We start from the raw sequence: 21,292 nt of genomic DNA, 5'->3' as shown, positions 1-21,292 counted from the left end.
CTGTCTTGGTGCTTAGAGCTGACCGCCGACGAACACGGTCAGGTCGACGAGGCGGTTGGAGTAGCCCCACTCGTTGTCGTACCAGCCGATGACCTTGACGCTCTTGCCCTGGACCATCGTCAGGGAGGAGTCGAAGGTGCAGGAGTACGGCCAGTTCACGATGTCGGAAGAGACGATCGCGTCCTCGGTGTAGTCCAGGATGCCCTTGAGCTGGCCCTGAGAGGCCTTCTGGAAGGCCGAGTTGACCTCGTCCTTGGTGACTTCGCGCTCCAGCTCGATGACCAGGTCGGTCACGGAACCCGTGGGGACCGGGACGCGCATCGCGATGCCGTCGAGCTTGCCCGCCAGCTCCGGGATGACCAGCGCGGTGGCCTTGGCGGCACCCGTGGTGGTCGGGATGATGTTCTCGGCGGCCGCGCGCGCCCGGCGCAGGTCCGAGTGCGGGAAGTCCAGGATGCGCTGGTCGTTCGTGTACGCGTGGACCGTCGTCATCATGCCCTTGACGATGCCGAAGTTCTCCAGGAGGACCTTGGCCATCGGCGCCACGCAGTTGGTGGTGCAGGAGGCGTTGGAGATGACGTGGTGGTTGGCCGCGTCGTACTTCTCCTGGTTGACGCCCATCACGATCGTGATGTCCTCGTCCTTGGCCGGAGCCGAGATGAGGACCTTCTTCGCGCCGGCCGCGATGTGCTTGGCGGCGTCGGCCTTCTTCGTGAAGATGCCGGTCGACTCGATGACGATGTCGGCGCCCAGCTCGCCCCAAGGGAGGTTCGCGGGGTCGCGCTCGGCAAAGGTCTTGAAGGTGTTGCCACCGACGGTGATGGTGTCGTCGGTGTGGCTGACCTCGGCCTTGAGACGGCCCAGGATCGTGTCGTACTTGAGGAGGTGAACCAGGGTTGCGTTGTCAGTCAGGTCGTTGACACCGACGATCTCGATGTCCGCTCCCTGCTCCAGGAGCGCCCGGAAGTAGTTGCGGCCAATTCGGCCAAAACCATTGATGCCTACGCGGATCGTCACGAACCGATCTCCTCGTTGGTGCGCCGGCCTGTCCGCCAGCGAGCTGTATGGGATGTCCCCGACCGCTTACGACACTACCTCTCCGTGAGCTTCGGAGTGACATCGACCATCGTGTGACACGCCCCGAAGGCCCGCACTCCAAGACGAGTACGGGACCTCGGGGACTTTGTGCCCGGTCACTCACGGTGAGCCCGGTCGGGGGCTCTGATCAGTGGTTCAGCGAGCGGAGCACCTTACCGACGAGTACGGCGCGGTCGGCCGCCGCCGGCACGTGTTCCAGGCCGAAGCCCAGGAGCACGGTGTCACGCGTAGTGACGGAGGCGTAGGACTTGAACAGCTCGCCCGACCGGGACCAATCGCCCGGAACATCGGGGCTTCCGGCAGGTGCGCCCTGGGCGGTCCAGACGCCGAACGAGGACTCGAAGCCCTCGGTCGCCTGGTCGGCGCCGCCGATCGAGACGCGGGCCTCGTCCGCGAAGACCCCGCGGCCGCCCGAGCCCGGGTCGGTGATGTAGGCGAGGGAGACCTCGACGGTCTTGCCCGCGTACGCGCTGAGGTCGAAGGAGACCTGCTTCCAGCCGCCCGAGGAGGCGGTGAAGGAGTTCCAGGTGCCGCTGGTGCCCTGCGGGGTGCAGCCGCCGGCGTCCAGGGTGAGGTAGCGGCGCAGGAACGGGTGGCCGTTGATGAAGAACCCGGCCCCGCACTCCTCCGGAACGGTGGTGGTGGTCAGGCCGCTCGCCTCGGGCAGCGTGGTCCAGTCGTCGCCGCCCGCGGTACGCGACTCCAGGACCGCGTGGTCGTAGCCCTCCTCGGTGTTCCAGTTCAGCGCCATCTTGAGCTTCGGCTGGTCGGCCGCGGTGACCCCGGTGAGGTCGATGGTGCGGGTGAGGCGCTTCCAGTCGTCGTCCGCGTGCGTGGCCGAGGCCATCGAGGCGCCGGCGTACGGGGCGTACGGGTTCACGACTCCGGCGTACTGGCCCGACTGCGCGCTCTTGAACTGCGGGAACTGCGCCGCGGGCAGGGTGTCGGAGGTGACCGTGTAGGAGCCCGGGCGGTCGAGCGGGTTGCCCGTGGCGTTGCCGAGGGCGCCGTTGGCCCCGGTCAGGGTGCCCGCGCCGGTGAAGCCGGTGGGGCCGGTGACCCCGGCGCGGCCGTAGGCACCGAGGAAGTACTGGCTGAAGTCGTTGGTCACGGCGCGGCCGACCTGGGCGTTGCCGCCCGCCAGCTCACCGGCCTCGATCAGCTTGCCGCCCTCGTTGAGGAAGTCGCGCACCGCCAGCTGCGTGTCGCCGCCCGGGGACTTGGCCCCGGTGTAGTGGACGGCCGTACGGAAGTGGGAGAGGGCTCCGAGGTGGTGCGGGGCGCCCTGGACGGCCACGTCCCAGACCGCCGCGCTCTTGCCGTTGGCGCGCAGGGCGTCGACGTAGGACTGCGCGTGCTGCGCCGGTGCGCCCTCCTCGGCGATCACCAGCACGTCGGCGCGGGGCCGCGTGGCCACCGTGTACGTGAAGTGCTCGCTGGAGACCTGCTTGCCGCGGTCGCGGCCGGTGAACCAGACCTCGACCTTGTCGCCGGGCCTGGCGCCCTCGACCTCGGCGCGGTACTCGTCGAACCAGTTGTTGTCGTCGCCGCCGTAGACCTCGCCGCCCTTCCAGGCTTCGAGGTCCTCGTCGTGGGTGCGGCCGCCGTTGATCCGGTAGTTGAGCTCCTTGTCCTTCAGCGCCTTGCGGGCCGTGACGGCGACCTCCTGGTCCTCGCCGCGGGCCGCGTAGGAGGTGGTGAAGGGGTCGAGGGTGAAGTCCGCGGCGGTCAGGCCGAGGGAGGACTTCGGCTGGTCCGGCCGCTCGGCGCTCTCGGCCACGGAGAGCGCGAAGGCGATGTTCTTGGCGAACTCGGCCTGGATGAGCTTCTCGTCGTCCGGGAAGTTGAAGCCGGAGGCGCAGTCCTCGGGCTTCCACTGGTCGTCGGGGTCGATCCCGGAGGCCGTCTGGCAGGTGGTCATCTCCGGCGTGAACATCATCATGCCGTTGGCGTTGGCGGCATGACCGTCGGCCTCGCCGTTGGTGGTGTAGAGCTCGGAGGAGACCTGCGGGTAGTAGCCGGGGACCGCCGGGTTCTCCGGGGTGCCGGCGAGCGCCTTGTAGGCGACGTCGTCGGGGGTGGGGGTGGCCACCTGCCAGCCCACGCCGTACAGGATCAGTTCGGCCGCGGAGTGGTAGTTGATGCCGTAGTCGAAGCCGATGCGCTTCTCGAACCTGTCGAGGGCGACGGTCTCGGGCTCGGACGCGGCCTTGGCGCCGCGGTAGGTCTCGCTCGACTCGTTGGGCGAGGAGCCCTCGTTGTCGTAGCCCCACTTGTAGGCGAAGTTGCGGTTGAGGTCGACGCCGTCGCCCGCGGTGATCTTGCCGTCGGCGTTGTTGTCGCGCAGGTTCTTGCGCCACAGCCGCTGGCCGTCGGGGGCGAAGGTGTAGTCGTAGCCGTCCGGGTTGGCGGAGAGCAGGAACCACAGCTCGGTGGAGTCCACCAGCTTGGTGATCCGCGGGTCCTTGCCGTAGTTGTCCAGGGTGTGGTGCATCAGCCGCCGGGTCATCTCCGGGGTGATCCACTCGCGGGCGTGCTGGTTGGACATGAACAGCGTCGAGGGCTTGCCGCCGTCCCTGGACTTCTTGGCGTTCTTCGTGACCTTCAGGGCGAGGATGTCCTTGCCCTGGACGGTCTTGCCGATGGAGACGACCTTGGTGAGGCCCGGGTTCTCCTGGGCGGTGCGCAGGATCTCCTCCTGGAGCCCGCCCTTGCCGCTGTACGGGCGGAAGACCCCGTCGCCGGCCGCCAGCGAGCGGGCGGCGGCCTTGGCCCCGATCTTGCGTTCGGCGAGCTTGATCCCCTGAGCCGTCAGGTCCTCGGCCTGTCCGCCGGTGAGGAAGAGCTCGACCTTGGCGGTCCCGGTCTCCGGGGCGCGTTCGGTGAGCTCGTGCGCGTCCTGGCCGGCCGCCAGGACCAGCGGGACCTGCTCCTTGGTGATGTCAGCGTCGTAGACCCGTACCTCGTCGGCGGCGGACTTGTCCGCCGGACCGGGCTGGGCCTGGGCCGCTGCGGGTAGTGCGGCGAGTGTGGTGCCGAAGACGAATGCGCTTGCGGCGAGGATCGATCTCGCGCGGTGCCTCATGTGCCCCCCTGGGCGTCGTCTGCCACGAAAGCTCCCGTCTGCCACGAAAGCTTCGGACGACAGGCTCACGATCAGCCCATGCTCATGTCAATGGGGCATACCGAAAAGGGGCCCGCACGAGTGATCGTGCGGGCCCCTTTCGGTAGCACGCTTTGCGCCGACCGGACCTGCGTCCGGTCCGCGCGGCCTCAGCCGGCCATGTTGTCGGCCAGCTCCTCGCTGTCGCTGAGGTCGAGGTTCGACTCGGTGCCCGGGATGCCGAGGTCCTGGGCCCGCTTGTCGGCCATCGCCAGCAGGCGGCGGATCCGGCCCGCGACCGCGTCCTTGGTCAGCGGCGGGTCGGCGAGCGCGCCCAGCTCCTCCAGGGAGGCCTGCTTGTGCTCCATGCGCAGCCGGCCGGCCGCGGCGAGGTGCTCCGGGACCTCCTCGGCCAGGATCTCCAGCGCACGCTGGACCCGGGCTCCGGCGGCCACCGCGGCCCGCGCCGAGCGGCGCAGGTTGGCGTCGTCGAAGTTGGCGAGGCGGTTCGCGGTGGCGCGCACCTCGCGCCGCATCCGCCGCTCCTCCCAGGCCAGCACCGAGTCGTGGGCGCCGAGCCGGGTCAGCAGGGCGCCGATGGCGTCCCCGTCCCGTACGACGACCCGGTCCACGCCGCGGACCTCACGGGCCTTCGCGGCGATGGAGAGCCGGCGGGCGGCTCCGACCAGGGCCAGGGCGGCCTCCGGGCCGGGGCAGGTGACCTCCAGGGAGGAGGAGCGCCCCGGCTCGGTCAGCGAGCCGTGGGCCAGGAAGGCCCCGCGCCAGGCCGCCTCGGCGTCACAGGTGGCCCCGGAGACCACCTGGGGGGGCAGACCCCGGATCGGACGGCCGCGGCCGTCCACGAGGCCGGTCTGGCGGGCGAGCTGGTCGCCGCCGGCGACCACGCGGACCACGTACCGGTTGCCCCGGCGCAGACCGCCCGGAGCCATGATCACCAGATCCGAGGAGTGTCCGAAGATCTCCAGAATGTCCTTGCGCAGGCGGCGGGCCGCGATCCCCGCGTCCAGTTCCGCCTCGATGACGATCCGGCCGCTCACCAGGTGCAACCCGCCCGCGAACCGAAGGATCGCCGAGACCTCCGCCTTCCTGCAGCAGGTGCGGGTGACAGGCAGGCGGGCGATCTCATCCTTCACCGCGGGCGTCATCGCCATGGGCCGATCCTTCCATGCATCCGAAAAATACGGTCGTACGCGGCGGCCAGCAGCTCCGGATCGTGCTTCGGAGAGCCGTCCAGCCTGGCGACCGGCGCCAGCTCGACCGCGGCACCGAACCGTTTTGCGGCATCGGCGAGGGACTCGCGATCGGGCACGGCAGCCTGATCGGCAAGCACCACGTCCAGGGCGAGTTTAGGGGCGTGTCGGGCCAAAACCTCCAAATGACGCTGCGGAGAGAAGCCCTCTGTTTCTCCGGGTTGTGGTGCGAGGTTCAGCGAAAGCACCCTTCTCGCCTTGGTCTCGACCAGCGCGTCGAGCAATTCGGGCACCAGCAGGTGCGGAATCACCGACGAGAACCAGGACCCCGGACCGAGCACGACCCAGTCCGCGTCGAGCACCGCCGCGACCGCTTCCGGCACCGCCGGCGGGTCGCTCGGCACCACCTGTACGGAGAGCACCTCGCCGGGGGTCAGTGCCACGGTGGCCTGCCCCCGTACGGTGTCCACGTCCTCGGGACGGGCCGGATCGTGGCCCTTGACCAGGGCCTGGAGCTCCAGCGGGACCGCCGACATCGGCAGCACCCGGCCCTGGGCGCCGAGCAGCTTGCCGACGAGGTCCAGGGCCTGGACGGGGTCGCCGAGCTGTTCCCACAGCGCGACGATCAGCAGGTTGCCCACGGCGTGCTCGTGCAGGTCGCCCTGGGACTGGAAGCGGTGCTGGATGACCCGCGCCCAGGTCTGGCCCCAGTCGTCGTCACCGCACAGCGCGGCCAGCGCCTTGCGCAGGTCCCCGGGCGGCAGGACGCCGAGCTCCTCGCGCAGCCTGCCGCTGGAGCCGCCGTCGTCGGCGACCGTGACGACGGCGGTCAGCTCGCCCGTGATCCGGCGCAGGGCGGTCAGCGAGGCCGAGAGGCCCATGCCGCCGCCGAGCGCCACGACCTTGGGCGCGGCCACCTCGGGGACCTCCCCCCGGCGCAGGCCGGTGCGGACCGCGCCGTCCTCGCCCTTGCCGGTGGTGAGCCGGCGCAGGCGGCGGAGCCGCATGGTACGTCCGGTCACTCGCGCCCCATGTCCCTGTGGACGACGACGGTCTCGACTCCTTCGGAGGCGAGGCGGGCGGCGAGCTTCTCCGACATGGCGACACTGCGGTGCTTGCCGCCGGTACAGCCGACCGCGATGGTCACGTACCGCTTGCCCTCGCGGCGGTAGCCGGTGGCGATGAGCTGGAGCAGCTCGGTGTAGCGGTCGAGGAACTCCTTGGCGCCGGGCTGGCTGAAGACGTAGCCCGACACCTCCTCGTTCAGGCCGGTGAAGGGGCGCAGCTCCGGGACCCAGTGCGGGTTGGGGATGAAGCGGCAGTCGACGACGAGGTCGGCGTCGACGGGGAGTCCGTACTTGTAGCCGAAGGACATGACGGTGGCCCGCAGCTCGGGCTCCTCGTCGCCGGCGAACTGGGCGTCCATCTTGGCGCGCAGCTCGTGCACGTTGAGGCTGGAGGTGTCGATGACCAGGTCGGCGTCGCCGCGCAGCTCGCGCAGCAGGTCGCGCTCGGCGGCGATGCCGTCGACGATGCGTCCGTCGCCCTGGAGCGGGTGCGGGCGGCGGACCGACTCGAAGCGGCGGACGAGGGCGTCGTCCGAGGATTCCAGGAAGACGATCCGCCGGGTGACCCCGCGGGTCTCCAGGTCGGCGAGGGATTCGCGCAGTGCGTCGAAGAACTGGCGGCCTCGGACGTCGACGACGACGGCGATGCGCGCCACGTTGCCCTGCGAGCGGGCGCCGAGTTCCACCATGGTGGTGATCAGCGCGGGCGGGAGGTTGTCGACGACGAACCAGCCGAGGTCTTCCAGACACTTGGCCGCCGTACTGCGGCCGGCGCCGGACATACCGGAGATGATCACCAGCTCGGGGATGGCCGCCTCGGCGGTATCTCCGGGCTCCACTGTCGTGCCCGTACTCACCTGTGCTCCGTCTCGGTCGTACTCGGATGCGATGTCACTTCCGGAATCCTGCTCGGATCCTCGGTCGCGGCGGGTTTCGCGCTCGGTCATTGCTCGGTCCCCCGATCGGATGCTGCTCCCGCGGACGCGGGGGTCTCATCCTCAATGATCTCGCCGGTCGCCGTATTGACGGCGGGGCCGGCGGGAACCGCCTGGGCGAGGGCCACGGCCACGGTCTCGGCCGTCTTGCGGCCTATGCCCGGGACCTCGCAGATCTGATCGATTGTCGCCTGTCTCAGCTTTTTCACCGAACCGAAGTGCTTGATCAGGGCCAGCCTGCGGCTCTCGCCGAGCCCGGGGACCTCGTCGAGGGGGCCGGCCTTCAGACGCTTGCCCCGCTTGTTGCGCTGGTACTGGATGGCGAACCGGTGGGCTTCGTCACGGACCCGCTGGAGCAGGTACAGGCCCTCGCTGCTGCGGGGCAGCACCACCGGGTCGTCCTCCCCGGGCAGCCAGACCTCCTCCAGGCGCTTGGCGAGGCCGCACACGGCGACGTCGTCGATCCCCAGCTCCTCCAGGGCCCGCTTGGCGGCGGCCACCTGGGGCTGCCCGCCGTCGACCACGACGAGCTGCGGCGGGTAGGCGAAGCGCCTGGGGCGCCCGTCGTCCTCGGGCGTGTCCTGTTCGACTTCCCCGCCCGCGGCGGCCCCGGGGGACTCGGGGGACCACTCCCCCGTCTTCAGCTTCTCCTGGAGGTAGCGGCGGAAGCGGCGGGAGACCACCTCGTGCATGGAGCGGACGTCGTCCTGCCCCTCGAAGGACTTGATCTGGAAGCGCCGGTACTCGCCCTTGCGCGCCAGCCCGTCCTCGAAGACGACCATGGAGGCCACGACGTCGTCGCCCTGCAGGTGGGAGATGTCGAAGCACTCGATGCGCAGCGGCGCGCCGTCCAGCTCCAGCGCCTCGGCGATCTCCTCCAGGGCCCGCGAGCGGGTGGTGAGGTCGGCGGCGCGCTTGGTCTTGTGCAGGGCGAGGGACTGCTGGGCGTTGCGGTGGACGGTCTCCATCAGCGCCTTCTTGTCCCCGCGCTGCGGGATGCGCAGGCTCACCTGAGAGCCGCGCCGCTCGGCGAGCCACTCGCTCAGGGCCGGGGTGTCCTCGGGGAGGGCCGGGACCAGCACCTCCTTGGGGACGGCCTCGCCCTTCTCCTCCCCGTACAGCTGCTGGAGGGCGTGCTCGACGAGCCCGGCGGTGTCGACGGCCTCGACCTTGTCGGTGACCCAGCCGCGCTGGCCGCGGACCCGGCCGCCGCGGACGTGGAAGATCTGCACGGCCGCTTCGAGCTCGTCCTCGGCGACGGCGAACAGGTCGGCGTCGGTGGCGTCGGCGAGCACGACCGCGTTCTTCTCCATGGCCCGCCGCAGGGCCCCTATGTCGTCGCGCAGCCGGGCGGCCTTCTCGTACTCCATCTCCTCCGCGGCCTCGTGCATCTGCTGTTCGAGGCGGGTGAGGTAGGTGCCGGTGCGGCCGGCCATGAAGTCGCAGAAGTCCTCCGCGAGTTCGCGGTGCTCCTCGGGGGTGACCCGGCCGACGCAGGGCGCGGAGCACTTGCCGATGTAGCCGAGCAGGCAGGGGCGGCCGATCTGGGCGGACCGCTTGAACACCCCGGCGGAGCAGGTGCGGACGGGGAAGACCCGGAGCATCAGGTCGACGGTCTCGCGGATGGCCCAGGCGTGCCCGTACGGGCCGAAGTAGCGCACGCCCTTCTTCTTGGGCCCGCGCATGACCTGGACCCGCGGGTAGTCCTCGTTCATGGTGACGGCGAGGGAGGGGTAGCTCTTGTCGTCCCGGTACTTGACGTTGAACCGCGGGTCGAACTCCTTGATCCAGGAGTATTCGAGCTGGAGCGCCTCCACCTCGGTGGAGACCACGGTCCACTCGACGGAGGCGGCCGTGGTCACCATGGTGGCGGTGCGCGGGTGCAGCCCGGAGAGGTCCTGGAAGTAGCTGGCCAGCCGTTGGCGCAGGCTCTTGGCCTTCCCGACGTAGATCACCCGGCGGTGCTCGTCGCGGAACTTGTAGACCCCCGGGGAGTCGGGAACCTGTCCCGGCTTGGGGCGGTAGCTGGAAGGGTCGGCCATGCCAGCCACCCTACTGTCGCCCGCCGACAAGCGGGGCCCGGCCCCGCAGGGCCCGGCCGCCCGGCAGGCGGCCGGGCGGCCGGGCCCCTCGGGTGGTTACGCCCGCACCACCCGCTGCCGCCGGGCACGCCGGGCGGCCACCGCGCCGGCCGCGCCCAGCGCCAGAGCCACGGCTCCGGCGGCCATCGGGAGTCCGGCGAGGGCGGACGTCGGCGATGCGGTGGTTGTCGTGGCCGTGGCTTCCGTGGGGGCGAAGCCACCGGCCTTCCCGGACTTGCCGTAGGCCGATCCCGGCAGCTTGTCCCCGTAGGCCTTCACGACCCGTGTGCGGTAGGCGGCCAGGCTCGTGCCCCGCGCGCCCACGGCCGTGGCCGCGTCCTCGTCCAGGGGCAGCACCCGCTCGCCGCCGGCCACGTACCAGGCGTCGATCTGCGGTTCGCGGAACACGGTCCCGCCGGGGAGTTTCGCCGCGCCGAGCTGTGCGTAGCGGAACTCGTCGTCGCCGGTGGCGATGTTCACCACCTGCCAGCCCGCCGCGGTCCGCGCGGTCCACAGGGCGGCCTGCTGTCCGTCGGAGGAGACGGCCTTGCTGGCGAGGAACTCCAGCCGGGCCACGCTCGCGCCGGCCTTCCCCGCGACGAACTCGGGCGAGAGGTAGTGCACGGGCACCGTCTCGCCCTCGATGCGGGGCTGCGCGGCGGCGAGCGAGACCTTGCCCTCGCGGGCGAAGAAGCGGGACAGGGTGGCGAGGGTGTCGGGGGCCGCCGCCGTCCGCCCCGCGGCGGCCAGGTTCTCGGCGGTCACGTTCTGGGGCTGCGGTACGGGCGCCGCGGACGCCTGGGTGGGGGCCAGGGCCAGTGCGGCGGTCGCGGCGACGGCCGCGGCGGCGAGGCGGCCGTTCATGAGGCGGGAAGCCATGGGGTCACGCCCCGATCCGGTAGAGCGAGTGGGTCCAGGAGAAGGTGCTGTTGTCCACGTACCAGGCGTGGGAGGCCCAGTTGTAGCGGTCGCTGGAGGGCCACGGGTCTCCCCAGTACACCCAGCTGTTCGCCGTGTCGTAGCCGTAGATCACGTGCATGTGGCCACCGCCGTTGGACCACTGGATGCGGGTCTCGATCGGGCGGTTGGCGTTGATCTCGGTCTGGACGGTGGAGTACTGGAGCCAGCCGTTCACGTAGGAGCCGGAGTTGATGCCGGCCCAGCGCAGGCCTGTCTGCACGTTGCCGAGGGTGGCCTGGTTGTTGGGGCAGTCGTAGCCCTGCTGGCGGTTGAAGGCGGCGTTGCAGAACTGGTTCTGGCTGTAGGTGCGGCCGAACCAGGTGGCGATGGTGTTGCCTCCGGCGGCCCAGCACCAGTTGGTCTTCTGCTGGGCCTGCATGGTGATGTTCAGCCGCTTGGAGGCCAGGGCCGTGGCCTCGGCGGGTGCGGCTGCTGCGGAGGAGATGGCGGTCGTGGTGCCCGTACCGGCGGCGGCATCGGCGGCGGTGGCGGCAGCGGTGGGCAAGGCGAGCAGGGCGCTGAGCAGGGCGGTGATGAAGGCGGCCAGGGTGAGCCGCCGGGTCGTGTGGCGCATCGCGTTCCTCCCGATGTGGGGAGTGGGGGTGGAGGAGCGCGTCCGGACGCTGTGGAGGAGCATCAGGGTGTTGTCGGGAACAGGTCAACACGCTTCAATACGGCGTGACATCGAGGTGTGAACGGTGGGGCCAGAGTGTGAACGTCCGCCGTCACCCCACCTGGACCCACCGGGACCACGGGCGTCACCCGCCGGACCGCCCGCACCCCGTCGCGTGAACGTTCACAGGAGGAACCGCCATGCGGTCGAGCGCGAACGGCACCTTCTCGGCCGGCCCCCCTCCGGACGGCTCCCATCGCGCCGGCCCCCCGTCGGACGGCTCCCCTCCGGCCGGCCCCCCTTCGGACAACGCCCGCGCGCAGGCCGCCCGGGACCTGCCGCACCTGCTGCGCGAGGGCCCCTTCCACCTCGCGCTGCGCGCCGCCCTCACCGCACGCGGCCTGCCCCTGCACCGGGTGCAGCACCGGCTCGCCGCCCGCGGCATCAAGCTCGGGGTGACCAGCCTCAGTTACTGGCAGCAGGGCGCCCGGCGGCCGGGCCGCCCCGAGTCCCTGAAGGCCGTACGGGCCCTGGAGCAGATCCTGGAACTGCCCGAGGGCGCCCTGCTGCGGCTGCTGGCCGCGCCGGATCCCGCCGCTCCGGGGACGGCCCGGCCGCCCGCGCGCTCGTACCGGGCGCTGTTCAGCGTGGGCGCGGCCGTGGAGGAGCTGCTGGCCGGCATGGAACTGCCCGCCGACGGCGGCCTGCACACCGTCGGGCACCACGAGCGGGTGCGGATCGGGCCCGCCGGGGAGCTGCTGGGCCGTGAATCGCAGCACGTCGTACGGGCCCACCGCGACGGGGTCGACCGCTACATCGCGGTCCACCACGGCGACCCGGGCTGCGATCCGGAGCGGATCCGGGTCCGGGCCGACGAGAACTGCCGGACCGGGCGGATCCGCCGCCACCCCGAGGCGGAGCTGGTCGTCGCCGAGCTGCTCTTCGACGCCCGGCTGCGGGCCGGGGACACGTACGTCTTCGGCTACGGCTTCGAGGACGGCACGGCCGGCCGCAGCACCGAGTACGTGCGCGGCTTCAGCTACACCGGCGGGCAGTACGTGCTCCAGGTCCGCTTCGACGAGGCGGCGCTGCCGGTGCGCTGCCGCCGCTTCACGCGCAGCGGGCCGGACGCGCCGCGCGGGCGGCTCGCGGACCTGAACCCGAGCGGACCGCACCGGGCCGTGCACCTGGTGGAGCAGGGGGTGCGGCGCGGGATCCTGGGGATCGGCTGGGACTGGGAGTGAGCGCCGGTGCGACGCGGCCCGCCCCGTCAGCCGGCGACGAGTTTGCCGGCCTCGACCTTCACCGGGACCTCGGGCAGCGGGTCGGTGGCCGGGCCGCGCAGCACCTTGCCCGTGGTCACGTCGAAGCGGCTGCCGTGGCAGGGGCAGTTGCCCTCGCCCTCGACGATCTTGTCCAGTACGCAGCCGGAGTGGGTGCACTGGGCGCTGAAGGCCTTGTACTGGCCCGCCTCCGCGCAGCTGACCACGAGCTTCTTCTCCCGGAACAGCTTCGCGCCGCCGACCGGCACCTCGGTCGCCGCTCCGAGCTCGGCGGGGACCGCCGGGGAGCCGGAGCCGCTGTTGGTCTCGGTGGAGCAGGCCGTGAGCGCAGCGCCGCCGCCGACGGCTCCGACGATCGCGGCGGCGCCCTTGAGGACGGTACGGCGGGCGGCGGACTGCGAGGCGGACATGCGGTACTCCTGGAATGAGGGCGGGGTGCGGATGCGGCAGGGCCGGGATCGGCACGGCCGGGCCCGGCGGGCCCACCCGACGATACCCGCGCCCGATGGGATACCTTCCCCCGCGTGATCGTCGTCGGTGGAGAAGCCCTGATCGACCTGGTGCCCGTCGAAGGGCCGCCGGGCGCCCTGCTGCCGCGGCCGGGCGGCGGACCGTACAACACCGCCATCGCGCTGGGCCGGCTCGGCGTGCGGACCGCCTTCTGCTCCCGGATCTCGACGGACGGCTTCGGCGCCTCGCTGCTCGACGGGCTGCGCACGGCCGGGGTGGACCTCTCCCTGGTCCAGCGCGGACCGGAGCCGACCACGCTGGCGGTGCCCTCGCTGGCCCCGGACGGCTCGGCGGCCTACGGGTTCTACGTCGAGGGCACGGCCGACCGGCTGTTCCGGCTGCCGCCCGCGCTCCCCGAGGGGGTACGGGCCCTCGCGCTCGGCACCTGCTCGCTGGTGCTGGAGCCGGGGGCCAGCGCCTACGAGTCCCTGCTGCGCCGGGAAGCCGGGCGCGGGCTGGCGACCCTGCTCGACCCCAACATCCGCCCGGCGCTGATCGCCGACCCGGCCGCCTACCGGGCCCGCTTCCTGTCCTGGCTGCCGCACGTCGGCGTGCTGAAGCTGTCGGAGGAGGACGCGGCGTGGCTGGGCGGCCGCCCCGGCGACTGGCTGGCGGCCGGGCCCTCGGCGGTGGTGCTCACCCGGGGCGCCGGCGGCCTGACGGTGTGGACGCGGGAGGGCGCGGAGCACTCGGTGCCCGCACGCCGGGTCGCGGTGGTGGACACCATCGGCGCGGGCGACACCGTGAACGCGGCCCTGCTGCACCGGCTGGCGGCCGGCGCGGGCGGCCCGGGCCCGGTGGACTGGCCCGAGGTGCTGTCCTATGCCGCCGCGGCGGCCGCGCTGACCTGCACCCGGGCCGGCGCGGAGCCTCCGTACGCCCGCGAGCTCAGCGCAGCGCGGCCCACACCGTAGCGGCCACCGCGGGGGCGAACTCCTCGACCGGCCCGACCGTGTCGGGCCCGGAGAAGTGCAGGAAGAAGGCCCGCTGGAAGCAGGCGCCGAGCAGCAGCGCGGCGGCGGCGGCCGGGTCGGCGTCGGGGCGCAGCCGGCCGCGTTCGAGCTCGCGGAACAGGTGGCCGGTGAGGGCCTCCAGCACCACGTGGGGACCCGCGCCGATGCTCCGTACGCCCTCGCGGTGGCGGGTGAGCAGGACGGGATCGGCGAAGAGCGAGCCGAACATGGGCATGGCTTCGGCGTAGAAGAGCGAGGCGTACCGGGCGATCTCGGTCAGCCGCTCCTCGACCGGCTGCTCCCCCGGGTCGCCGGTCAGCGCCGCCATCATCGCCCCGGCGTTGGGGCGGCGTTCCATCAGCACGCGGACGAACAGCTCCTCCTTGTTCGCGAAGTACTTGTAGAGCGCGGCCTCCGAGCAGCCCGCCTCACGGGCGATGGCCTTCGTGGTGGCGTTGGCCAGACCGGCGGTGCGCATCAGGGTCTCGGCGGCATCGAGCAGGCGCTCCGGGGTGGACCGGCTTGACTTTGGGGTGAGCATTCACTCACCATAACGGAAGTGGGGGTGAGTGAGTACTCACCCACCCCCACATACGCCATGCGTCACACGTCATGCGTCACATGAATGTGGGAGTCAAGATGAAACTCACGGTGTTCGGAGCCACGGGCGGGGTCGGCCACGAGGTGGTGCGGCAGGCGCTCGAAGCGGGTCACGAGGTGACGGCTGTCGTCCGCGACCCGGCGCGGCTGGACGTACCGGCGCACGAACGGCTGCGGGTGGCGGTGGTGCGGGACCTCTCCGACGAGGACGCGCTCGTTCCGGTGCTGGAGGGTCAGGAGGCGGTGGTCTCCGCGCTCGGCCCGACGAGCAACAAGCAGGCCAGGCTCACCCCGATCGCGGGACCGGCCCTGCGGTCGATCGTCTCCGCGATGGACCGGGCCGGGGTGAGCCGCCTGTCGGCGGTCAGCGCGGCGCCGCTGGGTCCGCTCACGCCGCAGGACGGGGCTCTCACCCGGGTCGTGGTGTACCCGCTGCTGCGCAGGGCGCTGCGGGACGTGTACGCGGACCTCACGGTCATGGAGGCGGCGATCGCCGCGAGCCGTACGCAGTGGACGGTGATCCGGCCGCCGCGGCTGCTGGACCGGCCGCACACGGGGACGTACCGGCGAGCGGTCGACGCCAACGTTCCGGGCGGCAAGGTGATCGCCCGGGCGGACGTCGCCGACGCCCTCCTGACCACCCTGTCCGACCCCTCGACGTCGGGCCACACCATCGGCGTCGCCGCGTAGCCGCAGGCCGGGGGGGGGGCGTGCCGCTGCGCGGGGCTAGGGGCGTACCACTGCGCGGGCCCGGCGGGCGTACCGCTGCGCGGGGCTGGATCTCGGCCGGCATCGGCGCACGATCCAGCCCCGCCCGGGGGCTACGCCTTGCGGGCCCGCGTCGCCTTCTTCGCGGCGGCCGGGGCCGCCGCCTTCTTGGCGGGAGCCGCCGCCTTCTTCCGCGCGGCCGCCTTCTTCACCGGCCGGGCCGGCTCCGAGGCCGCGGCGTCGGAGATGCGGTCCGCGCCCAGGATGTCCCGCAGGAACTTGCCCGTGTGGCTCGCGCCCACCGAGGCGACCTGCTCCGGCGTGCCCTCGGCGACGACGAGGCCGCCTCCATACCCGCCCTCGGGACCCATGTCCACGACCCAGTCGGCGGTCTTGACGACATCGAGGTTGTGCTCGATGACGATCACCGTGTTGCCCTTGTCGACCAGCCCCGACAGCACCTTGATCAGCTTCGAGATGTCCTCGAAGTGCAGACCCGTCGTCGGCTCGTCCAGGACGTACACCGTCCGCCCCGTCGAGCGCTTCTGGAGCTCAGAGGCCAGCTTCACGCGCTGCGCCTCACCACCCGAGAGCGTCGGCGCCGACTGGCCGAGGCGGACGTACCCGAGCCCCACCTCGTTCAGCGTCTTCAGGTGCCGCGAGATCGTCGGGACCGCCTCGAAGAAGCCCGCGGCCTCCTCGATCGGCATGTTCAGGACCTCGGCGATGGACTTGCCCTTGTAGTGGACCTCCAGCGTCTCCCGGTTGTACCGGTCGCCGTGGCAGACCTCGCACGGGACGTACACGTCCGGCAGGAAGTTCATCTCGATCTTGATCGTGCCGTCGCCGGAGCAGTTCTCGCAGCGGCCGCCCTTCACGTTGAAGGAGAAGCGGCCCGGCAGATAGCCGCGCACCTTCGCCTCCATCGTCTCCGCGAAGAGCTTGCGGACGTGGTCGAAGACACCGGTGTACGTGGCCGGGTTGGACCGGGGGGTCCGGCCGATCGGCGACTGGTCCACGTGCACGACCTTGTCGACGAGGTCGTCGCCGTCCACCCGCGTGTGCCGCCCCGGCACCGACCGCGCGCCGTTGAGCTCGCGGGCCAGGTGCGTGTAGAGGATGTCGTTGACCAGCGTGGACTTGCCGGAGCCCGATACCCCCGTCACCGCCGTGAGCACGCCCAGCGGGAAGGACACGTCGATGTCCCGCAGGTTGTTCTCCTTGGCGCCGTGGACCGTGAGCTTGCGCGAGGGGTCCACGGGGCGGCGCACGTCCGGGAGCGGGATGGACCGCTTGCCGGAGAGGTACTGGCCGGTGATCGACTCGGGGTTCTTCAGCAGCTCCTTCAACGAGCCGCTGTGCACGACCTTGCCGCCGTGCTCACCGGCGCCCGGGCCGATGTCGACGACCCAGTCGGCCACCTTGATGGTGTCCTCGTCGTGCTCGACGACGATGAGGGTGTTGCCCATGTCGCGCAGCCGGACGAGGGTTTCGATCAGCCGGTGGTTGTCCCGCTGGTGCAGGCCGATCGAAGGCTCGTCCAGCACGTACAGCACGCCCACCAGGCCGGAGCCGATCTGCGTGGCGAGGCGGATGCGCTGGGCCTCGCCGCCCGAGAGGGTGCCGGCGGCGCGGTTGAGCGAGAGGTAGTCCAGGCCGACGTCGACGAGGAAGCGGAGCCGCTCGTTGACCTCCTTGAGGACCCGCTCGGCGATCTTCTTGTCGCGGGCGTCGAGCTTGAGGCGCCCGAGGAAGTCCGCGCACTCGCTGATCGACATCGCGGCGACATCGGCGATCGAGCGGTCCATCACCGTCACCGCGAGCACGATCGGCTTGAGCCGGGTGCCCTGGCAGGTGGGACACGGCACCTCGCGCATGTAGCCCTCGAAGCGCTCGCGGCTGGCGTCGCTCTCGGACTCCGAGTGACGGCGCTTCACGAACGGCACCGCGCCCTCGAAGGCCGTGGTGTAGGCCCGCTCGCGCCCGTACCGGTTGCGGTAGCGGACCTCGATCTGCGTCTTGTGGCCGTACAGCAGGGCCTTCTTCGCCCGCAGCGGCAGCCCCGCCCAGGCGATGTCGGTGCGGAAGCCGAGCTCCGTGGCGAGCGCGCCGACCAGCCGCTGGAAGTAGTCCTTGGTGTGGCCGAGCGACCACGGCGAGACCGCGCCCTCGTCGAGGGACTTGTCCTCGTCCGGGACGATCAGCTCCGGGTCCACCTCCATGCGCGTACCGATGCCGGTGCACTCGGGGCAGGCGCCGAAGGGCGAGTTGAAGGAGAAGGAGCGCGGCTCCAGCTCCTCGAAGGAGAGGTCGTCGTACGGGCAGTAGAGGTGCTCGGAGTACATCCGCTCACGCTCGGGGTCGTCCTCCGCGAGGTCGACGAAGTCCAGGATCACCATGCCGCCGGACAGCCCGAGGGCGGTCTCCACGGAGTCCGTCAGCCGGCGCTTGGCGCTGTCCTTGACGGTGAGGCGGTCGATGACCACCTCGATGGTGTGCTTCTCCTGCTTCTTCAGCGAGGGCGGCTCGGAGAGCTGGATCGTCTCCCCGTCCACCCGGGCCCGGCTGTAGCCCTTGGTCTGGAGGTCGGCGAAGAGGTCGACGAACTCGCCCTTGCGCTCGCGCACCAGCGGCGAGAGCACCTGGAAGCGACTGCCCTCGGGCAGGGCGAGCACCTTGTCGACGATCGCCTGCGGCGACTGCCGCGAGATCGGCCGGCTGCACTCGGGGCAGTGGGGCTTGCCGATGCGCGCGAAGAGCAGGCGGAGGTAGTCGTAGACCTCGGTGATGGTGCCGACGGTGGAGCGGGGGTTGCGCGAGGTGGACTTCTGGTCGATGGAGACGGCCGGGGAGAGGCCCTCGATGAAGTCGACGTCGGGCTTGTCCATCTGCCCGAGGAACTGGCGGGCGTAGGAGGACAGCGACTCGACGTAGCGGCGCTGACCCTCGGCGAAGATCGTGTCGAAGGCCAGGGAGGACTTGCCCGACCCCGAGAGTCCGGTGAAGACGATGAGCGAGTCGCGCGGCAGGTCAAGAGAGACGTTCTTGAGGTTGTGCTCGCGAGCGCCACGAACGATGAGACGGTCGGTCACGCCGGTCCGCACCTTTCTTGAGAGAGCGGGGGCACGGGCCCCCGTCCCAAGGGTATTGGGGGGCGCCTCTGCGGTGGAGTGGGAGACTGGACTCCGAGCGTATAGCACGTGCATTCGATTTTCGGCACTCCGCAGCCCTCTTCACCCGATCGTGTGGCGAGGGCCCCACGGCCACTAGGCTCGGCCGCATGACTGATCATGCGCACGACCTGCGATCCGTTCACGAGGCCACCGATCGACTGCTGACCGCGGTCGCGAAGCTGGACAACGCGAAGCTGGCCGAAGAGTCACTTCTCCCCGGCTGGACCCGCGGCCACGTCCTGGCGCACCTCGCCCGGAACGCGGACGCCCTGGTCGAGGTCTTCGAAGGCCGCCCGATGTACGAGAGCGCCACCTCCCGGGAATCCGACATCGAGCGCGACGCGGTGCGTCCCCTGCTGGAACAGCTCGAGGACGTCCGGAATTCCGCGGACCGCTGGCAGGCCGTCGCCGAGCGCCCGCAGGACTGGACCCGCACCGTGGAACTGCGCAACGGGGTCACGGACACGGCGGCCCGGGTGCCCTTCCGGCGCCTGATCGAGGTCGAGCTGCACCACGTCGACCTGAACATCGGCTACGAGCTGTCCGACCTCCCGGACGAGTTCGCCGAGCGCGAGATCGCCTTCCTCGCCGACCGCTGGTCGGGCCGCCCGGAGGTCCCGCCGGTCACCCTGTGGCTCGGGTACGACGGCACCGGACCCCTCTGGCACACCGGCGGCACGGAGGGTGCGCCCATCACCCTGGCCGGCACCCGCGACGAGCTGCTCGGCTGGCTCGCGGGCCGCGGGGACCGCGGCGCGCACCTCACCCTCATCGAAGGCGGCCACCTCCCCGAGCTGCCCCCGCTCTAGCCCGGACGACACCCTTAGGATCGAGAACATGACGTACAGCGGAGCAGTCAAGGTCGGCGGTCCGGCCGACGTGCACGAACTCTCGGACCTGATGATTTCCAAGGTCGCGGTGGGCCCGATGAACAACAACGCCTACCTGCTGCGCTGCCGGGCCACCGACGCGCAGCTGCTGATCGACGCGGCCGCGGAGCCGGAGACCCTGCTGAGCCTGATCGGCGACGGCGGCATCGCCTCCGTGGTCACCACCCACCGGCACGGCGACCACTGGGGCGCGCTGGCGGACGTGGTCGCGGCGACCGGCGCGCGGACGTACGCGGGCGCCCACGACGCGGAGGGCATCCCGGTCACCACCGACGTGCTCGTCGCGGACGGGGACACGATCACGGTCGGACGGGTCACGCTGACCGCCCGCCACCTGGTCGGACACACCCCCGGCTCGATCGCGCTGGTCTACGACGACCCGCACGGCCACGCGCACGTGTTCACCGGCGACTGCCTCTTCCCGGGCGGCGTCGGCAACACCTCGGGCGACCAGAAGGCCTTCACCAGCCTGCTCGACGACGTGGAGAACAAGCTGTTCGGCGAGCTGTCGGACGAGACCTGGGTCTACCCCGGCCACGGCAACGACACCACGCTCGGCGCCGAGCGCCCCCACCTGGCCGAATGGCGCGAGCGCGGCTGGTAGCGGGCACCGAAGGGGGCGCCGGCCCGTCAACCTCACGCCGGGCCGCACCCCCTTCCGGTCATTGACGGCCGAACGCACGTCCTGAGGGGGCGGGGCGGGGTAATTGCTGCACCATGCAACACGAACCCTCCCCCGCGGCCCCCACCGCGCCGTCCGCCGCACCCTCCTCCCCACCCCCCTCGATGCTCCGGCTCGCCGCGGCCTCCCTCGTCGGCACCGCCATCGAGTTCTACGACTTCTTCGTCTACGGCACCGCCGCCGCCCTGGTGCTCGGCCCGCTCTTCTTCCCTTCCTTCTCGCCGCTCGCCGGGACCCTCGCCGCCTTCGGCACCTTCGGCGTCGGCTTCCTCGCCCGGCCCCTCGGCTCCGCCGTCTTCGGCCACGTCGGCGACCGGTACGGCCGGCGCCCGGTGCTCCTCGCCTCCCTGCTGCTCACCGGCCTGGCCACGGTGGCGGTGGGCTGCGTGCCCTCGTACGCCTCCATCGGGATGGCCGCGCCGGTCCTACTGGTCCTGCTGCGCTTCCTCCAGGGCCTCGGCCTCGGCGGGGAGTGGGGCGGCGCGGTGCTGCTGACCTCGGAGCACGCCCCCGAGGGGCGGCGCGGGCTGTGGTCGAGCTTCCCGCAGATGGGTCCGGCGGTGGGGTTCCTGCTGGCCAACGGCCTGATGCTGACCCTGTCGAGCACGCTGTCCGACGGGCAGTTCGCCGCCTGGGGCTGGCGGGTGCCGTTCTGGGTGGCGGGGCTGCTGGCCCTGAGCGGACTGTGGCTGCGCCGCTCGGTGGAGGAGACCCCGCAGTTCCGCGCCCTGGCCGAGACCGGCCACCGGGCCGAAGCCCCGCTGGCCGAGGTCCTACGGGGCCACTGGCGCCTGCTCCTGCTGACCGGCGGGGCCCTGGCCGTGGGCTACGCCGTCTTCTACGCGGTCACCACCTGGTCCCTCGCGTACGCCACCGAGCACCTCGGCGTGCACCGCTCCGTGATGCTGGCCTGCATCATGGTGGCCGTCGCCCTCAAGGGGGCGGCCACCCCGGTGATCGCGGTGCTCGGCGACCGCTACGGCCGGCGCCCGCTGTGCCTGGCGGGCTGCACGGCCTCGGCCCTGTGGATGTTCCCCTTCGTGGCGCTGCTGCGCACCGCGGACCCGCTGCTGATGACGGTGGGCCTGTTCGGCGCCCTGCTCGGCATGGTGACGATGTTCGCGGTGGTGGGCGCGTACCTGCCCGAGCTGTACGCCCCGCGCATCCGCTGCACCGGCGCGGCCGTCGGCTACAACCTCGGCGGGGTGCTGGGCGGCGCGCTGACCCCGATCGTTGCGACGGCGCTGGCGGACGGCTCCGGGCCGCCGTGGGCCGTCGCCGTGTACCTGACGGCGATCGCCCTGGTCTCGCTGGCCTGCTTCTCGCTGCTGCCGGAGACCAACCCGGTGCTCGTCCGGCAGCGGACGGGCTCGGACGCGGAGAAGGGGGCGGCCGAAGCGGCCGCCCCCGTGTAGCCACCCGGTC

The 21,292-nt window shown here is 71.6% G+C and carries 17 protein-coding genes; 6 read left to right on the top strand and 11 right to left on the bottom strand.

All coding sequences use genetic code 11. The features are described 5' to 3' along the window. Window positions 1-12 precede the first annotated feature (12 nt). The 8 genes from gap to OHA37_RS29735 form a co-directional block, all read right to left on the bottom strand. Window positions 13-1,017 (bottom strand): type I glyceraldehyde-3-phosphate dehydrogenase, encoded by a 1,005-nt coding sequence (gene gap, locus OHA37_RS29770; protein WP_243338363.1) that lies wholly within the window; start codon window positions 1,015-1,017, stop codon window positions 13-15. Window positions 1,018-1,225: 208 nt separating this feature from the next. Then, window positions 1,226-4,183 (bottom strand): M14 family metallopeptidase, encoded by a 2,958-nt coding sequence (locus OHA37_RS29765; RefSeq protein WP_266909652.1) that lies wholly within the window; start codon window positions 4,181-4,183, stop codon window positions 1,226-1,228. Between the two features lie 188 nt (window positions 4,184-4,371). Then, window positions 4,372-5,373: a DNA-binding protein WhiA gene (gene whiA, locus OHA37_RS29760; protein ID WP_112449750.1), complete on the bottom strand. Its 1,002-nt coding sequence runs from the start codon at window positions 5,371-5,373 to the stop codon at window positions 4,372-4,374. Then, window positions 5,364-6,434, bottom strand: coding sequence for a gluconeogenesis factor YvcK family protein (locus tag OHA37_RS29755; protein ID WP_266909650.1), 1,071 nt, complete (start codon window positions 6,432-6,434; stop codon window positions 5,364-5,366). The genes whiA and OHA37_RS29755 overlap by 10 nt, the downstream gene beginning before the upstream one ends. After that, complete coding sequence (gene rapZ, locus OHA37_RS29750) at window positions 6,431-7,426, bottom strand: RNase adapter RapZ (RefSeq protein ID WP_266909648.1); 996 nt, start codon at window positions 7,424-7,426, stop codon at window positions 6,431-6,433. Before rapZ ends, OHA37_RS29755 begins: the two co-directional genes overlap by 4 nt. Then, window positions 7,423-9,456 carry an excinuclease ABC subunit UvrC gene (uvrC, locus tag OHA37_RS29745; protein ID WP_266909646.1) on the bottom strand — a complete coding sequence of 678 codons (2,034 nt, stop codon included), beginning with the start codon at window positions 9,454-9,456 and terminating at the stop codon, window positions 7,423-7,425. The genes rapZ and uvrC overlap by 4 nt, the downstream gene beginning before the upstream one ends. A gap of 96 nt (window positions 9,457-9,552) precedes the next feature. Then, window positions 9,553-10,374, bottom strand: a complete 822-nt coding sequence (locus OHA37_RS29740; protein ID WP_266909644.1) for a hypothetical protein — start codon at window positions 10,372-10,374, stop codon at window positions 9,553-9,555. A 4-nt stretch (window positions 10,375-10,378) separates the two neighbouring features. Further along, window positions 10,379-11,029 (bottom strand): papain-like cysteine protease family protein, encoded by a 651-nt coding sequence (locus OHA37_RS29735; RefSeq protein WP_266909642.1) that lies wholly within the window; start codon window positions 11,027-11,029, stop codon window positions 10,379-10,381. A 239-nt stretch (window positions 11,030-11,268) separates the two neighbouring features. Between OHA37_RS29735 and OHA37_RS29730 the strand changes: the two genes are divergently transcribed. Further along, window positions 11,269-12,312 carry a hypothetical protein gene (locus tag OHA37_RS29730; RefSeq protein WP_266909640.1) on the top strand — a complete coding sequence of 348 codons (1,044 nt, stop codon included), beginning with the start codon at window positions 11,269-11,271 and terminating at the stop codon, window positions 12,310-12,312. Between the two features lie 26 nt (window positions 12,313-12,338). Here the strand turns inward: OHA37_RS29730 and OHA37_RS29725 are convergent, their stop codons facing one another. Beyond that, the gene (locus OHA37_RS29725; RefSeq protein WP_266909638.1) at window positions 12,339-12,761 is read right to left on the bottom strand and encodes a Rieske (2Fe-2S) protein; all 423 of its coding nucleotides are present in this window, start codon (window positions 12,759-12,761) and stop codon (window positions 12,339-12,341) included. A 114-nt stretch (window positions 12,762-12,875) separates the two neighbouring features. Here OHA37_RS29725 and OHA37_RS29720 point away from each other — a divergent pair, with 114 nt between their 5' ends. Continuing rightward, on the top strand, window positions 12,876-13,775 hold the full coding sequence (locus OHA37_RS29720) for a carbohydrate kinase family protein (protein WP_266909636.1): 900 nt from the start codon (window positions 12,876-12,878) through the stop codon (window positions 13,773-13,775). On the opposite strand, the gene OHA37_RS29715 is transcribed toward OHA37_RS29720, so the two are convergent. Then, window positions 13,750-14,355 (bottom strand): TetR/AcrR family transcriptional regulator, encoded by a 606-nt coding sequence (locus OHA37_RS29715; protein ID WP_266909634.1) that lies wholly within the window; start codon window positions 14,353-14,355, stop codon window positions 13,750-13,752. The genes OHA37_RS29720 and OHA37_RS29715 overlap by 26 nt on opposite strands. Before the next feature lie 98 nt (window positions 14,356-14,453). On the opposite strand from OHA37_RS29715, the gene OHA37_RS29710 reads away from it, so the two are divergent. Beyond that, on the top strand, window positions 14,454-15,104 hold the full coding sequence (locus OHA37_RS29710; RefSeq protein WP_266909632.1) for an NAD(P)-dependent oxidoreductase: 651 nt from the start codon (window positions 14,454-14,456) through the stop codon (window positions 15,102-15,104). A 131-nt stretch (window positions 15,105-15,235) separates the two neighbouring features. On the opposite strand, the gene uvrA is transcribed toward OHA37_RS29710, so the two are convergent. After that, the gene (gene uvrA, locus OHA37_RS29705; protein ID WP_266909630.1) at window positions 15,236-18,214 is read right to left on the bottom strand and encodes an excinuclease ABC subunit UvrA; all 2,979 of its coding nucleotides are present in this window, start codon (window positions 18,212-18,214) and stop codon (window positions 15,236-15,238) included. Between the two features lie 188 nt (window positions 18,215-18,402). Between uvrA and OHA37_RS29700 the strand changes: the two genes are divergently transcribed. From OHA37_RS29700 to OHA37_RS29690, 3 genes are all read left to right on the top strand, one after another. Next, window positions 18,403-19,104, top strand: a complete 702-nt coding sequence (locus OHA37_RS29700) for a maleylpyruvate isomerase family mycothiol-dependent enzyme (protein WP_266909628.1) — start codon at window positions 18,403-18,405, stop codon at window positions 19,102-19,104. A 28-nt stretch (window positions 19,105-19,132) separates the two neighbouring features. After that, complete coding sequence (locus OHA37_RS29695) at window positions 19,133-19,789, top strand: MBL fold metallo-hydrolase (RefSeq protein WP_266909626.1); 657 nt, start codon at window positions 19,133-19,135, stop codon at window positions 19,787-19,789. Between the two features lie 182 nt (window positions 19,790-19,971). Further along, window positions 19,972-21,282, top strand: a complete 1,311-nt coding sequence (locus tag OHA37_RS29690; RefSeq protein ID WP_266913198.1) for an MFS transporter — start codon at window positions 19,972-19,974, stop codon at window positions 21,280-21,282. Window positions 21,283-21,292: the final 10 nt, after the last annotated feature.

The sequence above is a fragment of the Streptomyces sp. NBC_00335 genome (assembly GCF_036127095.1).
Lineage (GTDB): Bacteria > Actinomycetota > Actinomycetes > Streptomycetales > Streptomycetaceae > Streptomyces.
This window is presented reverse-complemented; position numbering and strand designations above follow the sequence as displayed.

Bases quoted from the DNA above. Each gene is read 5' to 3' on its own strand.
- OHA37_RS29690 (WP_266913198.1), top strand. From the start codon at position 19,972: ATGCTCCGGCTCGCCGCGGCCTCCCTCGTCGGCACCGCCATCGAGTTC.
- OHA37_RS29700 (WP_266909628.1), top strand. From the start codon at position 18,403: ATGACTGATCATGCGCACGACCTGCGATCCGTTCACGAGGCCACCGAT.
- OHA37_RS29725 (WP_266909638.1), bottom strand. From the start codon at position 12,761: ATGTCCGCCTCGCAGTCCGCCGCCCGCCGTACCGTCCTCAAGGGCGCC.
- OHA37_RS29740 (WP_266909644.1), bottom strand. From the start codon at position 10,374: ATGGCTTCCCGCCTCATGAACGGCCGCCTCGCCGCCGCGGCCGTCGCC.
- OHA37_RS29710 (WP_266909632.1), top strand. From the start codon at position 14,454: ATGAAACTCACGGTGTTCGGAGCCACGGGCGGGGTCGGCCACGAGGTG.
- OHA37_RS29730 (WP_266909640.1), top strand. From the start codon at position 11,269: ATGCGGTCGAGCGCGAACGGCACCTTCTCGGCCGGCCCCCCTCCGGAC.
- OHA37_RS29715 (WP_266909634.1), bottom strand. From the start codon at position 14,355: ATGCTCACCCCAAAGTCAAGCCGGTCCACCCCGGAGCGCCTGCTCGAT.
- rapZ (WP_266909648.1), bottom strand. From the start codon at position 7,426: ATGACCGAGCGCGAAACCCGCCGCGACCGAGGATCCGAGCAGGATTCC.
- uvrC (WP_266909646.1), bottom strand. From the start codon at position 9,456: ATGGCCGACCCTTCCAGCTACCGCCCCAAGCCGGGACAGGTTCCCGAC.
- OHA37_RS29695 (WP_266909626.1), top strand. From the start codon at position 19,133: ATGACGTACAGCGGAGCAGTCAAGGTCGGCGGTCCGGCCGACGTGCAC.
- OHA37_RS29735 (WP_266909642.1), bottom strand. From the start codon at position 11,029: ATGCGCCACACGACCCGGCGGCTCACCCTGGCCGCCTTCATCACCGCC.
- OHA37_RS29765 (WP_266909652.1), bottom strand. From the start codon at position 4,183: ATGAGGCACCGCGCGAGATCGATCCTCGCCGCAAGCGCATTCGTCTTC.
- whiA (WP_112449750.1), bottom strand. From the start codon at position 5,373: ATGGCGATGACGCCCGCGGTGAAGGATGAGATCGCCCGCCTGCCTGTC.